11 protein-coding genes and 1 riboswitch are annotated in these 15,900 nt (G+C 72.9%); of the genes, 5 read left to right on the top strand and 6 right to left on the bottom strand.

Annotation, left to right across the window (positions count from 1 at the left end):
- The first annotated feature begins 125 nt into the window (after nt 1–125).
- A complete protein-coding gene (locus ACWGB8_RS15175) occupies nt 126–905 on the top strand; it encodes a histidine phosphatase family protein (protein WP_452213788.1) in 780 nt (259 codons plus the stop codon).
- 134 nt (nt 906–1,039) lie between these two features.
- Here the strand turns inward: ACWGB8_RS15175 and ACWGB8_RS15170 are convergent, their stop codons facing one another.
- On the bottom strand, nt 1,040–2,014 hold the full coding sequence (locus ACWGB8_RS15170; RefSeq protein ID WP_452213786.1) for a helix-turn-helix domain-containing protein: 975 nt from the start codon (nt 2,012–2,014) through the stop codon (nt 1,040–1,042).
- Nucleotides 2,015–2,431: 417 nt separating this feature from the next.
- Here ACWGB8_RS15170 and ACWGB8_RS15165 point away from each other — a divergent pair, with 417 nt between their 5' ends.
- Together ACWGB8_RS15165 and ACWGB8_RS15160 are read left to right on the top strand one after the other, a co-directional pair.
- On the top strand, nt 2,432–2,926 hold the full coding sequence (locus ACWGB8_RS15165) for a GNAT family N-acetyltransferase (protein ID WP_452213784.1): 495 nt from the start codon (nt 2,432–2,434) through the stop codon (nt 2,924–2,926).
- 297 nt (nt 2,927–3,223) lie between these two features.
- On the top strand, nt 3,224–5,284 hold the full coding sequence (locus ACWGB8_RS15160) for an acyltransferase family protein (RefSeq protein WP_452213783.1): 2,061 nt from the start codon (nt 3,224–3,226) through the stop codon (nt 5,282–5,284).
- Between the two features lie 106 nt (nt 5,285–5,390).
- Here the strand turns inward: ACWGB8_RS15160 and ACWGB8_RS15155 are convergent, their stop codons facing one another.
- The 5 genes from ACWGB8_RS15155 to ACWGB8_RS15135 form a co-directional block, all read right to left on the bottom strand.
- Entirely contained in the window at nt 5,391–6,593 is a 1,203-nt protein-coding gene (locus ACWGB8_RS15155; RefSeq protein WP_452213781.1) for a glycoside hydrolase family 113, read from the bottom strand.
- Nucleotides 6,594–6,608: 15 nt separating this feature from the next.
- Nucleotides 6,609–8,060, bottom strand: a complete 1,452-nt coding sequence (locus tag ACWGB8_RS15150; RefSeq protein ID WP_452213779.1) for a glycosyltransferase family 2 protein — start codon at nt 8,058–8,060, stop codon at nt 6,609–6,611.
- A gap of 72 nt (nt 8,061–8,132) precedes the next feature.
- Nucleotides 8,133–8,813: a hypothetical protein gene (locus ACWGB8_RS15145; protein WP_452213777.1), complete on the bottom strand. Its 681-nt coding sequence runs from the start codon at nt 8,811–8,813 to the stop codon at nt 8,133–8,135.
- 145 nt (nt 8,814–8,958) lie between these two features.
- On the bottom strand, nt 8,959–10,416 hold the full coding sequence (locus ACWGB8_RS15140; RefSeq protein ID WP_452213776.1) for a glycoside hydrolase family 26 protein: 1,458 nt from the start codon (nt 10,414–10,416) through the stop codon (nt 8,959–8,961).
- Nucleotides 10,417–10,547: 131 nt separating this feature from the next.
- Entirely contained in the window at nt 10,548–11,534 is a 987-nt protein-coding gene (locus ACWGB8_RS15135; RefSeq protein ID WP_452213775.1) for a hypothetical protein, read from the bottom strand.
- Between the two features lie 566 nt (nt 11,535–12,100).
- Nucleotides 12,101–12,228, top strand: a riboswitch (cobalamin riboswitch).
- A gap of 189 nt (nt 12,229–12,417) precedes the next feature.
- Here ACWGB8_RS15135 and ACWGB8_RS15130 point away from each other — a divergent pair.
- Entirely contained in the window at nt 12,418–14,838 is a 2,421-nt protein-coding gene (locus tag ACWGB8_RS15130; protein WP_452213847.1) for a ribonucleoside-diphosphate reductase subunit alpha, read from the top strand.
- A 20-nt stretch (nt 14,839–14,858) separates the two neighbouring features.
- On the top strand, nt 14,859–15,854 hold the full coding sequence (locus ACWGB8_RS15125; RefSeq protein WP_452213845.1) for a ribonucleotide-diphosphate reductase subunit beta: 996 nt from the start codon (nt 14,859–14,861) through the stop codon (nt 15,852–15,854).
- Nucleotides 15,855–15,900 lie beyond the last annotated feature (46 nt).

Raw genomic sequence — 15,900 nt, 5'->3', positions numbered from 1 at the left:
GCGCGCGCCCTGTGACCGCGCCGTCTCCTCCGTGAACACTGGAGGAGGCGGCGCGATCATATGTATGAACGAGGAGCCGCCGTTCAGGGAGTACCACCGGCCCACGACAACGGGGAGACGCGGCCATGGCAGACAGCACAACGATCAACACCGGCAACCCGGCCACCGCCGGCGGCGCGGTCAACGGACGGCACCGCACGGCCGGACGGCTGCCGTCCGTCCTGATCGCCACCCGGCACGGCGAGTCCACCGCCAACGTCGAGTTCCAGCTCGCCGAGGCCGCCGGGGCGCTCAGCGTGCCGATCAGCTGCCGGGACGCGGACATCCCGCTCTCCCTGCACGGCCAGCAGCAGGCCCAGGCCCTCGGCCGCTGGTGGGCCGGACTGCCCAGCGCCGACCGCCCCCGCAGCGTCTGGTGCTCGCCGTACGTCCGCACCGCCGAGACCGCCCGGATCGCCCTCGCCCAGGCCGCCGGCCTCGGCGCGGTCCCCATCTCGCTGGCCGTCCGCTACGACGAACGGCTGCGCGACCGCGAACTCGGCATCCTGGAGATGCTGCCCAAGGCCGCCATCGAGGCCAAGCACCCCGAGGAGGCCGCCAGACGGCGCAAGATGGGCGAGCTGTACTACCGCCCGCCCGGCGGCGAGTCCTGGGCCGACGTCGCCCTGCGGATGCGCAGCCTGCTGCGCGACGTCTGCGAGGAGGAGGCCGGGCGGCCGGTCCTGCTGGTGGCGCACGACTGCACCGTCCTCATGCTCCGCTACGCGCTGGAGCGGCTCACCGAGGGGCAGCTGCTCGCGCTGGAGCAGGTCCGCAACTGCTCCGCGAGCCTCTGGCGGGCCGACGGCGGGCGGCTGCGCGCCGAGCAGTGGAACGACACCGCGCACCTGGCCGTCGGGGACTGACCGCGGGGGCGCGCCGGCCTGGCTTAGGGGCGTCGCGTGGCGCGGGGTTTCGGCCGGCCGCGGCGCGTCGCGTGCTGCGGGGGTTCGCGTGCCGTAGGGGTTCGCGTGCTGCGGGGCTTCGCGTACCGCGTGGGTCAGATCCGCTCGACCGGGGTCGCCACGTCCCCGTCGGAGAAGCAGCGCCGGTACGCCAGCGGGGTGGTCCCCAGCCGCCGCCCGAAGTGGTGGCGCAGCGTCGCCGCGTTCCCGAACCCGCAGCGGGCCGCGATCGCGTCCACCGGCTCGCTGGTGCTCTCCAGCATCCGCTGGGCCAGCAGCAGCCGCTGGCCGACGATCCAGCGGTGCGGGGTGGTGCCGGTCTCCTGCTGGAACCGGCGGGCGAACGTGCGCGGCGACATGTGCGCCCGGGCGGCCAACTGCTCGACCGTGGACTCCTCGTGCAGGTGGTGGCGGAGCCAGTCCAGCAGCGGCGCCAGCGACTCGTCGTCGCAGTCCGGCAGCGGTCGGGCGACGAACTGCGCCTGGCCGCCCTCCCGGTGCGGCGCCACCACCATCCGCCGGGCGATGCCGCGCGCCACCTCGGCGCCCTGCAGCTTGCGCACCAGGTGCAGGCAGGCGTCGATGCCGGCGGCGGTGCCGGCCGAGGTGATCACCGGGTCGTCGTCGACGTACAGCACGTCCGGCTCCACCCGGGTCCGCGGGAAGCGGTCGGCCAGTTCGGCGGCGTGCCGCCAGTGCGTGGTGGAGCGGCGGCCGTCGAGCAGCCCGGCGGCGCCCAGCACGAAGGCGCCGCTGCAGATGGAGAGCACCCGAGCGCCGCCGTCCACGGCCGACCGGACGGCCTCCAGCAGCGGCGCCGGGTACTCCGGGCGCACCCCGGTGGCCGTGACGATCACCAGGTCGGCCTCGGCCAGCCGCTCGGGGCCGTACGGCACGTCGACGGAGAACCCGGCGTGCGTCCGGTGCGAGCCGGCCCGGGCCCCGGCGAGGGCGAACTCGTACGCGGGCAGCCCGTCCGCGCTGCGGTCCAGGCCGAACACCTCGCAGGCCACCCCGAGTTCGAAGGGGTGGATCTCCTCCAGCACGACCGTGACGACGTTCTTCAGCATCCCGCCAGGATGCCCGGGCCGGCGCGGGCGGCGGAAGGGGCGGGCGGCGGGAGCGGGCGGCGCGGGGCACCCGATGGGGCTGGCAGGATTTCCATGCAATCGGGCATTCCTGCCACTCGTGGCCGCCCCGCCGCGCCGCGAGAGTGGAGCCATGGACTCCGACACGCTCACGGGCGCCCTGGCCCTGCTCGGTGCGGTCGGCGGTTTCGGCCTCCTCGGCGCGCTGCTCGGGCGCGACCTGGACCGCAACCGCACCGGCCGCGACAACTGGCACCGCCCCGGCGGCTACCCGGCCGAACCCGCCCTCCCCGACCGCCTGTACGGCACCATGCCGGCCGCCTCCCTGCGCCCCTCCGCCGCCACCACCGCGGCCCCCTCCCCTGCGGGCCGGACGGACGCCTCCGGCACACTGGCCGCATGGACATCGTCATCCGCCGCGCGCACGAAGAGGACCTCGAAGCAGCCGGCCGCATCTCCGTCGAGGCTTTCGTCGACGGCGGCTTCACCGCGGCCGAGGGCAACTACGCCGACCTCCTGCGCGACACCGCCCGCCGGGCCCGGGAGGCCGAACTCCTCGTCGCCCTCGACCAGGCCGAAGGACGGGTGCTCGGCTGCGTGACCTTCGCCGTGGGCGGCACCGAGTGGGCCGACATCGCCACCCCGCAGGAGGGCGAGATCCGGATGCTCGCCACCTCCTCCGCCGCCCGCGGCCGGGGCGTCGGCGAGGCCCTGGTCCGCGCCGCCATCGCCCGCACCCGCGAACTCGGCCTGGCCGGCATGGCCTTCTCCACCCGCCCCGACATGACCACCGCGCACCGCCTCTACGAGCGCATCGGCTTCCGCCGCGCCCCCCACCGCGACTGGGCCCCGCTGCCGGGAATCGACCTGATGGTGTACACACTGGCCCTCTGATCCGCCCGCCCGAGCGGGCCGGACCTGTACCTCCGACCGAGGGCGACCGACGATCAGAAGCGCTCCTTTGATATAAAACTCTGATCGTAGGGGCGGCCGGCGGCCCATCGATACGGGGAGAACGACCTGATGTACGACGGGCCCAGCTCTGACGTGGCCTCACCGCCAACCGGACCCACCCTCCAGGACATGCGGGCGGCCCGGGGCATACCGGCCCCGCGGGGCAGCCGCTTCGCCGTCCCCGCCCCATCGCCTGCGCCCCGGCGGGCCGTTCCGCCGTCGGTCCACTACAAGGCCGTGGACGGCCTGCGCGGTGTCGCGATCGCCTCGGTCCTGCTGTATCACTCCAACATCTACCGGAACGGCCTGTTCGGGGTGGACGCCTTCTTCGTCCTCTCCGGCTTCCTGGTCACCCTGGTCCTGATCCGCGAGCTCGACCGCCGGGACCGCATCGCACTCGGCGTCTTCTACCGCCGCCGCGCCAAGCGGCTGCTGCCCGGCCTGCTCGCCACCGTGCTGCTGGTCGTCGGGCTGTCCGCACTGTTCAGTCCGCTCAAGGACGCCGAGGGGCTCCGCCCCAAGGCCCTGGCCGCCCTCGCCCAGGTCGCCAACTGGGCCCAGCTCGGACGGGGCGGCTCCTACTGGGAGCACTACGCCGGCATCGACCCGTTCGCCGCGATGTGGTCACTGAGCATCACCGAGCAGTTCTACCTGGTGTGGCCGGTCCTGCTGATCATCGTGTACGGGCTCTGCCGCCGCTCGCTCACCGCCGCCGGCGCGGTCACCGGCGGGCTCTTCCTGGTCTCGGCCGCCGTGGCCCCACTGCTGTGGAACGGCGAGAACACCGACCGCCTCTACCTCGGCACCGAGACCCGCGCCGTGGGCTTCGCGGCCGGGGCCACCGCGGCGTTCGTCGTCTACCTGCGCCAGCGCCGTACGCACCTGGCCGGGACGGCCGGCCGGGCGGCCGGAGAGGGCCGCTCCCGCGCGGCCGGCAAGGGCGGGACGCTCGGCCGCACCCTGCTCGGCACCGCCGCCCTGGCCGGCCTGGTGGCCGCCAGTGTGGCCATCGACGACTACCACGAGCCGCTGCTCTACCAGGGCGGACTGGCCGCGGTGGCGGTGCTCGCCGCCCTGCTGACCGCCTCGCTCTGCCACGAGCGGGGCCTGCTGGTGCGCCTGCTCTCGTTCAAGCCGTTCGTCCTCACCGGCGCCATCTCCTACAGCCTCTACCTGCTGCACCTGCCGGTGTACTGGACGGTCCAGCGCTTCGTCGACGACGTCTCGCCGGAGCTGCTGCTCGCGATCGGCGCCCCGGTCTCCTGGGTGCTGGCGTGGCTGCTGCACCTGGCCACCGAACGGGTGCGGGTGCTGCGCTGGCGGCCCCTGCCGACCATCCCGCTGCTGGCGGCGGCCACCCTGGCCGCCACCGCAGGCGCCTGGTTCCTGCCCTCCTGGATCGACCGCGACATGCGGTCGGGCCCCGATCAGAAGCCGCTGGTGGTCGCCCTCGGCGACTCCTTCTCCCGGGACCTCGCCACCGGGCTGTACCGGTTCGGCGACCGCTACCGGGTGGTGGACGCCGGCATCGGCGGCTGCGGCGTCTTCGGCTCCGACCTGGTCCGCGGCACCTCCCGGATCGAGTTCGAGACCAGCCCCGACTGCCGTGACCGGGTCGACTTCTGGCGCCAGAAGCTGGAGACCGACGGGGTCCAGGCCGTCGTGGTGCACCTCGGCTGGGACGCCGCCGAACAGCACCTGGACGGCACCTGGCTCGACGCCTGCAACGACGACTACCGCACCCAGTACGCCACCCGCCTCGGCGAGACCGTCGAACTGGTGCAGCGGCACGCGCCCGGCGCCCGCATCCTGCTGATGAACGAGCGGGTGGAGAACGGCGCGATCAACCGCACCTGGGGCACCTGCTACAACAAGCAGATCGCCAACTTCGTGAAGTCGGCCGGCGGCGCCGTCGAGCTGCTAGACCTCAACTCCTTCTACTGCCCGAAGGATTCGTGCCGCTGGAAGGACGAGGAGGGCCACCTGCTCACCCCGGCGTGGGACGGCGTGCACCTGACCCCGGCCGGCATGCGGGTGGTGACCCCGTGGCTGGAGTCCAGGATCGGCGAGGTGCTCGCCCGTCCCGCGCCGGTGGTCACCCCGCAGCCCCAGCCGACGACCGCGGAGACGACCGAGCGGCCCGCAGCGCCCGCGCCCACCGGGTCCGGCCAGCCGAGCCCCAAGCCGTCGACGAGCGCCAAGCCCGGTGGGCAGCCCTCGGCGAGCACCCGGCCGGCCACGCCGCGGGCCTCCTCGACCGCGCGCCCCACGTCCACCGGCCAGCCGGCCGCGGGCTAGGGCCGACCGGGCCGGGCGGGCCCTGGGCCCGGCCGGTAGGACGGCAGGAACAGCACGCAACGGCCGGACCCCGCAGGACGGGGTCCGGCCGTTGCGGTTCGGCGGCTCAGTGCGCCGCGGGGACCTCGTAGGTCTGGGCGAAGCAGGTGCGGATCGCCTCCTCCGAGGCCGGGCGGCCGGCGAAGTCCATCCGGGGCGTGTCGGCGTTGGCCGGCAGGTTCGGGTCGATGCCGAACTGGAGCGCCCAGAAGTACAGGCCCGCGACCTGCCGTTCCCGGGCGACCTGGCAGACCGCGCCGTACCAGGTGGCCTGGATGCCCTCGTTGACGGTGCGCTTGGTGTAGAAGTCACCGGGCGTCTTGTAGGCGCCCTTCTGCGCCGGGATGCCGACCTCGGTCAGCTTGGTGGTCGGCTGCGGGCCGGTGCCGCGCCGGTTCAGCCAGCCGTTCCAGCTGGCGACCAGGTCGTCCTGGGTGGCGTCGTCGGCGGCCGACTTGGCCGGGAAGTACGCGTCCACGCCGAAGTGCTCCACCGGGACCTTGATCGGGCCCTTCAGCCAGTTGTCCCAGTTGGCGTCGTACTCCAGCTCGCCCGTGAAGGTCTTCCCGGCCCGCTCGACCAGGCCGCTCCACCGCTGGTTGCCCTCCATCGAGTTGAACTCGGTGCCGATGACGAAGCTCGCCGCCTTGTGGTCCTGCGCGACCTTCAGGTACGGCTGCAGCAGCTTCTCGTAGCTGGCGAACCAGCTGTCCTCGTCGGCCGGGGCGATGTTGCCGCGCCAGCCGTTGGGGCCCTTCTCGAAGGTGCTCTCGTCCATCAGGGGGCGGACGACCGTCCGCAGCCCGGCCCGGTGGGCGGTGTCCAGCAGGATGGCGAGCCGCTCCGGGGTCGGGGTGGTCGGACGGGCCGCCACCACGCTCGCCTTGCGGCCGGCGGTGTAGAAGGGGAAGGTCACCGACAGCGAGTTGGCGTTCAGGCCGACCACGTACTTGACGATGCGGTCCGCCTTGCCGGCGACGTAGCTCTCCGGGTCGGCCGGGTCGTCCAGCCAGTAGACCTGCACGCCCCACTCGGGGGTTCCCGGCTGCCAGGCCCGGGTCACCTTGGGCCCGGTGTCCGGTGCGGGCAGCTTCGGGCCGTCGTCGCCGAAGCCCCAGACCCGGCCCTGGCCGACGGGTTCGGCGTTCCACTGCACGGCCGTGGGCTTGCGGTGCTCGAACTTGATCGGGTGGTCGCCCCAGACGATCGGCACCCCGATGGTGATCCCGAGGACGAAGGTCGGCAGGACGAAGATGACGAAACGTTTCATGATCCGATCCGGGGGTCAGGCCGGCTTGGCGATGACGACGAACTTGTTCTCCTCGCGGCGGAGGAACTTGATCAGCCCGCGCAGGCCGCCCCAGCCCTCCAGGAAGGAGAACAGCGGGATGGCCGCGACCACGACGATCGGCTCCCACCACTTGCGCCGGTGGTCGGCCGACCCGACCACGTTCAGGCGCAGGCCCTCCCAGTACGTCCAGATCACGTACGCGAAGTTGATCGACCAGATCAGCACCACCGACTGGGTCACCGGCGAGGTGTTCATCGTCCCGGTGAACCACGCGATCAGCAGGATCAGGCCGACGTGCTGCAGCGGGCCCAGCACCCAGCTCACCATGCCCATGCCGATGAACAGCCGGTACCGCAGCGGGATGCTCTTGTTGAAGCACAGCGCCACCAGCCCCCAGGCCCAGCGCTCGCGCTGCTTGAGGAAGTCCTTGACGCCGGCCGGCGAGGCGCCGTAGCAGCGGCCGTTGAACCAGTCGCTGCGGCCCGGGTAGCGGACGCAGAAGTTCAGCGCCATCTGGGCGTCCTCGACGATGGTCTTCGGGCCGAAGTCCCAGCCGATGGTCGCCTCCACCGACGAGCGCACCAGCAGCAGTTCGCCGTGCACGCCCGCGATCGGGGTGCCCGTCCCGGTCATCGCCCGGAACCGCGCGATGTCGTCGGCCGGACGGATCGCGTCGGCGAGCCAGGTGAAGGTCGAGACCGCGTTCTCCCGCGGGTACGTCAGGATGCCCTGCGCCATGTGCTTGGCGTCGTCCCCGGCGCGGCGCTGGCGGTTGATGAACTGCGCGACCGAGGCCGCCGTGTCCGGCCCCACCCCGGTGTCGTCGTCCATGTGCAGGACCCAGACGTCGTCCTCGGCCTCGCCCTCCTCGATCCGCAGCTCGTGCGAGTAGTGGTTGGCGCGCGCCTTGAACTTGGTGCCGTTGGGCGTCTGGTAGTCCTTCGGCACGGTCACCACCCGGATCAGCGGGTTGCGCTCGGCCAGTGCGTCGATCTTCTCCCCGGCGGCGCAGCCCTCCTCGGTGAGGATGTCCACCCGCATCCACGGGAAGTAGGTCGGCAGGTGCTCGACGTACGAGAGCACCGACCGCTCCAGCGCGGGGTAGGTGTCGTGCCGGCCGATCGTCGGCACCAGCACGATCAGGTAGTCGTCCTCCACCGGTGCGGGTGCGGTCATCCGCTCGACCTGGCGGAGTCGGCGGCGGACCATCAGCACGCCCTGGAAGCCGATCAGCACGCCGAAGACCGGCATCCCCCACAGGACGGTGATCACCCAGCCCAGCGCGGTGGGGTTGGGGACGTACGCCCAGATCGAGAAGCAGAAGATGATCAGGAAGGACAGGTAGAACGGCGCCACCCGGGGCTTCCACGCCATCTGCCGGGCGGCGAGCCGGGCCGCCTCGCGGGAGGTGGTGATCACCGTCCGCGGGGGTGCAGCTGCTGTCATCGCTTCGGTTGTTCCTCGTCTGTGTCTTCGTGCGTCGACCGGCGGGCCCGGCGCTCGGGCAGGCCCGGTCGGCTATCCGGCGGCGGGCGGCGGCGGGAAGCCGTGCCCCGGCGGTACCGTGCCGGGCTGCGGGGGGTGTCCGGGCAGCGGCGGCCCGGGCGGGGCGGGCCACTGCTGCGGCGGGGCCGCCCCCGCGGGCGGCTGCTGGGGCCAGGGCGACTGGGGGCCGAGCATCGGCTGCGGAGCCGGCGGCGGCCAGGCGGGCTGCTGGAACGGCACCGGGTAGGGCGGCTGCGGCAGCGGGAGCTCGGGCGAGCGGCGCGCCTCGGACTGCAGCGCGCGCAGCACCACGGCGACCAGCGCCGCGGTGACGGCGACGCCGAGCGCGAAGGTGACCAGCTTCAACCAGCCCTCGGTGGTGCCGGTGAACCAGCGGCGCTGGGGCTCGTCCAGCAGCGCCCCGGTCAGGCTGCGCACCCGGTTGTAGCCCTCGACCAGGGCCACCCCGGCGACCACACCGCGCGCCCAGGAGCGTCCGCGCAGCAGCAGGATTCCCGAACCGAGGTACAGCACGGCGTAGTTGAGGCTTCCGGTCTCCGCCGCGATCGAGGAGCCGCCGTAGTAGAAGATTCCCCGGACGTACACGCCGAAGCCGGCCTGCCAGAAGCAGTTGTACGCGGCCCAGCAGAGCATCACCGCGCCCCAGCCGGTGGCGAGACCCCCGGCCAGGCGCATCGAGCGCGCCTCTCTCATCTCCCGTACCCCCGCCCGGCGGGGCCCCGTCCGTCCCGCCTCCGATTCCGCCACAGGATGCCACACGGGCCCACAGGCCCGGAATTCCGGGGCTGCGGCGGCTCCACAGTTGTTACGAAACTCACCGGACGGCCACCGGACGCACTCAGCCGACGTGGAGGCCGCGCCAGTCGACGGCCGGGCCGAAGCGCCCCGAGCCGCCGGTGAGCGCCAGCGGGCTGCCGTAGGTGGCCTTGACGTCCGCTCCGCTGTTGCCCGGCTGCTCGGCGGTCAGGTTCCGCTCCGTCAGCGACTGCCCCCAGACCGTCCAGATCGTCCACGGGGTGCGCCGCAGGGTGTCCGGCTGCCGGGAGTTGACCGGAACGGCGAAGGACTCGGCCAGGATGCGCGGCTTGTTGTAGTCGGCGAGGCCGTCGTAGTACCGCTTGGTCCACACCTCGTCACTGCCGACCGGCCGGTTCGGGCTGCCGCTGTAGTCGTCCACGCCGACCACGTCCACGTACTGGCCGCCGGGGTAGTACTCCCACGGGTCCGCCCCGGGCGCACCGTCCCAGGAGACCGGCGTCCAGGCGAACAGCAGGTTGTGCAGCCCCCGGGTCCGGACCAGGTAGTGGTAGGTGATCTGCCAGAGCTTCTGGTAGTCGGCCGGCTTCTGCCCCGACCACCAGAACCCGGCGGAGCAGCCCATCGCGTTCATCTCGTGGTACGGCCTCAGCAGGACCGGGACGCCCTGCGCCGCGAGGTACTCCAGGTGGTCGGCGAGGAACGACAGGTCGTGCAGCAGGGCGCGGTACTCGGGCGTCGCCCCCTCGCTGTCGACGACCCGGGCGAACCAGCCGGGGTCCGAGGCCGCGGGCGACTGGCTGCAGAGCACCCGGTCGAAGGACTTGACGTCCGAACCCGGGTACGGCTGGTGGAAGGACAGGCCGACCAGTCCGGCCGGCGCGCCGCCGTTGTCGGGGAGCTCCGTGGTGGTGCCGTCGCAGTTCTTCCGGGCGCCCGCGGCGCCGTAGCTGCCGTCCTCCGCGCGCGGGTGGCCGAGCCAGACCGCCGCCAGCAGGTCGACCGCGTCGTCGGTGTACTGCCAGGTGTCGCGGCAGGCCGGCCACTTGCCCTGCGAGTAGGAGCGGGGGTTGCCCACCCCCCAGGCGCTCTGGCCGTACCCGGGGCCGAGGTCCGTCTCGACGAAGCCCGGCAGTTTGCCGGTGATGTCGGCGGCCTTCTTGTAGTAGTACCCCGCGCTCTTGGCCCCCCGGTAGTCGCCGTACCAGGGGTTGTAGAGCTCGTTGTGGACCTCGACGTGCTGGCCGATCAGCGTCCCCGCCGTACGCCCGGCCCGGGCCGCCTGCTCCAGGTCGACCAGCATCTGGTGGACCGTCCTGGCGTTGGGCGTCGCCCCGGGATCGCGCGCCAGCAACTCCCGGCCGACCTCCGGCGGCAGTTGCGGCCGGGCCCCGCCGAGCACCAGGGCGGTGCGCCCGGGCTGCCGTTCGCCGTCGGCCCGCCCACTGGTCTCGGCCACGACGACGACCGCCGCCGCCAGGACCGCGGCCGCCGCGGCCAGCGCCAGGGGTTTGCCGCGCAACGGGCGGGGCAGGGCCACGGACTCTCCTCGGAGACGTGCTCCGTCCGGCGGCGGCATCGACCCGGCCGCCGCCCGGACGCGCGTGCGAATTTCGCGCAAAGCCTCCCACACGCCCCGGACCGCCCGGCCCGGGGGACACCGCGGGCGGGTCAGCCCGCCGGGGTCGCCCCGGCGGTCGCCGCGGGGCTCGCGGCCGACGAGCCCGCGGCACCGCCGGCCTCCTTGGCCCGCTCCAGCAGCCGGCCCTTCACGTAGTCCGCGAAGCCCGCGGCCGCTTGGGTGGCCACCGGGTCGGCCCCGTTGCCACCCTTGGCCGAGCCCTCGACCGTGAGGTACGCGTACCGGCCCAGCGTGGCCTTGGTGTTGGTGCAGCCGGGCGCCGCGCAGTACGCCGGGGAGCCCGGCGCCGCCAAGCCCTTGAGGTGGCCGACGTGGCTCTTCATCGACGTCTCGGCCTGCTGCTTGGAGTCGAAGACCGCGACGCCGACCGTCACCGCGCTGCCGCCCGAGACATAGGTGGCCCGCAGCACCTGGCGGCAGCCCTGGTCGCCCAGGACCTTGCCCAGGCCGCCGACGGTGGAGTTGCCGTCCCAGCAGGGCGCGTCCAGGCTGACCGCGGTCCGGTTCCAGGTGGCGCCGTCGACCGTCACCGTCGGGGACGCGAACAGGGTCGCCGCGTCCTGGCGGGCCGGGTCGGTGGCGGCCTCCCAGAGGGGCTTGGACGGGTCCTCGGGCGTCGGGGCCGGCTTCGGGGCGGCCGAACCGGTCGCGGTGCCGCTCGCCGTACCGGCGGCGGTCGGACCGGCCTTGGGGGCCTCGTCGGAGCCGTTGTTGTTCAGCAGCACCAGCCCACCCGCGACCAGCGCGCCGACCACGGCCACGCCGACCACCGCGCCGATGATCCGCATCCGGCCCTTGCGCTTGCGGTCGGCCTCGTTGCGGTCCGCGAGGGCGGCCCAGTCCGGCTCGGACGGCTGCGGGCGCAGCGGCAGCGTCTGGGCGGCCTGCGGCGGGAAGTTCTGCTGCGCGTGCACCGGCGGCTGCGGCACGGTCGGCGCGGTCTGCGCGTGGACCGGCGGCTGCGGCACCGTCGGGGCGGTCGGCGAGGTGTGGCCGTGCACGGGGGGCTGCGGCACGGTCGGCGCGGTCTGCGCATGGACCGGCGGCTGCGGCACCGTGGGTGCCGTCGGAGAGGTCTGAGGGTGCACGGGCGGCTGGGGCACCGTCGGCGGCTGGGCCATCGGCGGCGGCACCGACGGCACGCTCGGCACGTGCGGAGGCTGCGGCTGCGCCGGCACCGGACCCGGCGCCGACTGCGCGTACGGCGTCGGCGGCGGACCGAATCCGCCCGGTGCGGGCGGCACCGGTGTGGCCTGACCCTGCGCCCCCTGGTCCGGACCGTTCACCTGCTGCCCCTGCCCCGGCTGTGCGGGCTGACGCGTCCACTCGGCCGGCACGCCCGTTCCCTCGCTCATGAGGCGAGATCGTAGGGCATGCTCCTGACGGGGGATCCGGCCGGTGGCCAATCCGTTCCCAAATCCGGACGTGGCCGGACCGCCCGACCCCCGCCCCGGTGACGCCCCCACCCGCGCCCCGCCCCCTCCCGGACGGCCTCCGAGGCGCCCTTCCCGGTACCCCCGGTCACCGGGCCGACACGGGACGACGTACTACATGTGGTGCCGCATCGAGCGGACACCACTAGATGTATGCTCACTCCTGCTGTCGAAGCAGGGGAACCCGGTGCGAGTCCGGGACTGCCCCGCAGCGGTGTGCGGACCCCGGAAACCGGGCTCCGCGAGTCCGAGTACCTGCCGACGGCGTGCCACACGGCCTCCCCGCAGAGGCCCTGCTGCACGGCAACACGTCCGGGCCTCGCGGGCGGGCCGGGGAGGACACCGTCGCGCGACGCCTCACGCGTTCGCGCCGCGCTCCCCTGCCCCGAACGGCCCGGCCGACCCGATCCACCGCCGCCGATCGCCGCCAGGAGAGAGCGCCTTGACCACCGCCGTCTCAGCCACCCTGCCCGCCCAGGGTTCCAGCTCCGCCCCCGCCGACCCGACGGTCTCCGACCCCGGTGGCGCGCTCCTGCGGCTGCTGACCGACCGCAGCGCCGATCTCCCCCAGGTGGACCCCGGCCACGTCGCCGCCGCCGCCCTGCGCGGCCGGCACGCCGGCTCGGACTTCGCCGAGCTGCGCGGCCTGGCCGTGGACGCCGCCGCGTCGATGATCGCCGAGGACCCGCAGTACTCGAAGCTGGCGTCCCGCCTGCTGGCGCTGGAGATCGTGGACGAGGCGAACAGCCAGGGCGCGGTCTCGTTCGCCGCCTCGATCGAGGTCGGCCACGCCGAGGGCCTGATCGGCGACTCCACCGCCGCGTTCGTCGCCAAGCACGCCGACGCCCTGAACGCGCTGATCGACCCCGCGGGCGACGACCGCTTCGAGTACTTCGGCCTGCGCACCGTGCAGTCCCGGTACCTGCTGCGCCACCCGATCACCCGCAAGGTCGTCGAGACCCCCCAGCACTTCCTGCTCCGTGTCGCCTGTGGCCTGGCGGTCGGCGACAACGAGCAGTCGGTGGCCGAGGTCGCGGAGCTGTACCGGCTGATGAGCCGCCTGGAGTACCTGACGTCCTCGCCGACGCTCTTCAACTCCGGCACCAAGCACCCGCAGATGTCGAGCTGCTACCTGCTCGACTCCCCGCTGGACAACCTGGACTCGATCTACTCGCGCTACGCCCAGATCGCCCGCCTGTCCAAGCACGCCGGCGGCATCGGCCTGTCCTACTCGCGGATCCGTTCGCGCGGCAGCCTGATCCGCGGCACCAACGGCAAGTCGAACGGCATCGTGCCGTTCCTGCGCACCCTCGACTCCTCGGTCGCCGCGGTCAACCAGGGCGGCCGCCGCAAGGGCGCGGCCTGCGTCTACCTGGAGACCTGGCACGCGGACATCGAGGAGTTCCTGGAGCTGCGCGACAACACCGGCGAGGAGGCGCGGCGCACCCACAACCTCAACCTGGCGCACTGGATCCCGGACGAGTTCATGCGCCGGGTCAACGCCAACGAGGACTGGTCGCTGTTCTCCCCGGCCGACGTGCCCGAGCTGGTCGACCTGTGGGGCGCCGACTTCGACGAGGCGTACCGCAAGGCCGAGCTGGCCGGCAAGGCCGTCCGCACCATCCCCGCGCAGACCCTCTACGCCCGGATGATGCGCACCCTGGCGCAGACCGGCAACGGCTGGATGACCTTCAAGGACGCCTCCAACCGCGCCGCCAACCAGACCGCCCTGCCGGGCCGCACGGTGCACTCCTCGAACCTGTGCACCGAGATCCTGGAGGTCACCGACGACTCCGAGACGGCCGTCTGCAACCTCGGCTCGGTCAACCTCGGCGCCCACGTCGCCGCCGGCGCCACCCCCGCCGACCTGCTGAACGCGATGGACTGGGAGCGGCTGGACGCCACCGTGCGCACCGCCGTCACCTTCCTCGACCGCGTGGTGGACATCAACTTCTACCCGACCCCCGAGGCCGGTGCGTCCAACAACCGCTGGCGCCCGGTGGGCCTCGGCGTGATGGGCCTGCAGGACGTCTTCTTCCAGCTGCGGATCGACTTCGACTCCGCCGAGGCCAAGCAGCTCTCCACGCTGATCGCCGAGCGCATCATGCTCACCGCGTACGAGCGCTCCGCCGACCTGGCCGAGCAGCTGGGCCGCCACGAGGCGTACGGGGAGACCCGCGCCGCCCGCGGCGAGCTGCACATCGACCACTTCCCGACCGCCGCGCCCGAGTGGGCCGACCGGTGGGCGGCGCTGCGCGAGCGGATCGCCGTCACCGGTCTGCGCAACTCGCTGCTGCTGGCGATCGCGCCGACCGCGACCATCGCCTCGATCGCCGGCGTGTACGAGTGCATCGAGCCGCAGGTCTCCAACCTGTTCAAGCGCGAGACCCTGTCCGGCGAGTTCCTCCAGGTCAACCCGTACCTGGTGCGCGAGCTCAAGGAACTCGGCGTCTGGGACCAGCAGACACGGGACGCGCTGCGCGACTCCAACGGCTCGGTGCAGGAGCTGAACTGGCTGCCGGCCGAGGTGCGCTCGCTGTACCGCACCGCGTGGGAGCTGCCGCAGCGCGCGCTGATCGACCTGGCCGCGGCCCGCATGCCGTACATCGACCAGAGCCAGTCGCTGAACCTCTTCATGGCGGCGCCGACCATCGGCAAGCTCAGCTCGATGTACGCGTACGCCTGGAAGGTCGGCCTGAAGACCACCTACTACCTGCGTTCGCGCCCGGCCACCCGGATCGCCCAGGCCGCCTCGGGTGCGGCGCGCGCGGCGGCGCCGGTGCCGGCCCAGTCGATCGGTGTGGGCGCCCCGGCCCTCACCCCGGAGGAGGAGGCCGCGCTGGCCTGCTCCCTGGAGAACCCCGAGTCCTGCGAGGCCTGCCAGTGAGCACCACCGACCGCGACAAGATGCTGCTCGACCCCGGGTTCGAGCTGACCCTGCGTCCGATGCGCTACCCGTCGTTCTACGACCGGTACCGCGACGCGATCAAGAACACCTGGACCGTGGAGGAGGTGGACCTGCACTCCGACGTCGCCGACCTCGCCAAGCTGAGCGAGGGCGAGCGGCACATGATCGGCCGGCTGGTCGCCTTCTTCGCGACCGGTGACTCGATCGTCGCCAACAACGTGGTGCTGAGCCTCTACAAGCACATCAACTCGCCGGAGGCGCGGCTCTACCTGTCGCGGCAGCTGTTCGAGGAGGCCGTGCACGTCCAGTTCTACCTGACGCTGCTCGACACCTACCTGCCCGACCCGGACGACCGCGCGGCGGCCTTCGCGGCGGTGGAGAACATCCCCTCCATCCACCAGAAGGCGCAGTTCTGCTTCAAGTACATGAACGCGGTCGACCACATCGACTCGCTGCAGACGAAGGAGGACAGGCGGGCGTTCCTGCTCAACCTGATCTGCTTCGCGGCGTGCGTGGAGGGCCTGTTCTTCTACGGGGCGTTCGCCTACGTCTACTGGTTCCGCAGCCGCGGCCTGCTGCACGGGCTCGCGACGGGCACCAACTGGGTGTTCCGCGACGAGTCCATGCACATGGACTTCGCGTTCTCCGTCGTGGACACCGTCCGCGAGGAGGAGCCGGACCTCTTCGACGACGAGATGGCCAAGCAGGTCACGGAGATGCTGGAGGAGGCCGTCGAGGCCGAGCTCCAGTTCGCCCAGGACCTCTGCGGCGAAGGCCTGCCCGGCATGAACACCGAGTCCATGCGCCAGTACCTGGAGGCGGTCGCCGACCAGCGCCTGGCCCGCCTGGGCCTGCCGATCCGCTACGGGTCCACCAACCCGTTCGGCTTCATGGAGCTCCAGAACGTGCAGGAGCTGACCAACTTCTTCGAGCGCCGGGTGTCGGCGTACCAGGTCGCAGTCGAGGGCACGGTCGCCTTCGACGACGACTTCTAGGAGAAGCAGGACTGAACGGCGCCGGCCCCCGCGGACACCTCCGCGG

The sequence above is a fragment of the Kitasatospora sp. NPDC054939 genome, from assembly GCF_053610105.1.
This window is presented reverse-complemented; position numbering and strand designations above follow the sequence as displayed.

Excerpts from the sequence above, each read along its gene's own strand:
- ACWGB8_RS15145 (WP_452213777.1), bottom strand. The coding sequence starts at position 8,813 with ATGAGAGAGGCGCGCTCGATGCGCCTGGCCGGGGGTCTCGCCACCGGC.
- ACWGB8_RS15175 (WP_452213788.1), top strand. The coding sequence starts at position 126 with ATGGCAGACAGCACAACGATCAACACCGGCAACCCGGCCACCGCCGGC.
- ACWGB8_RS15170 (WP_452213786.1), bottom strand. The coding sequence starts at position 2,014 with ATGCTGAAGAACGTCGTCACGGTCGTGCTGGAGGAGATCCACCCCTTC.
- ACWGB8_RS15165 (WP_452213784.1), top strand. The coding sequence starts at position 2,432 with ATGGACATCGTCATCCGCCGCGCGCACGAAGAGGACCTCGAAGCAGCC.
- ACWGB8_RS15155 (WP_452213781.1), bottom strand. The coding sequence starts at position 6,593 with ATGAAACGTTTCGTCATCTTCGTCCTGCCGACCTTCGTCCTCGGGATC.
- ACWGB8_RS15150 (WP_452213779.1), bottom strand. The coding sequence starts at position 8,060 with ATGACAGCAGCTGCACCCCCGCGGACGGTGATCACCACCTCCCGCGAG.
- ACWGB8_RS15125 (WP_452213845.1), top strand. The coding sequence starts at position 14,859 with ATGCTGCTCGACCCCGGGTTCGAGCTGACCCTGCGTCCGATGCGCTAC.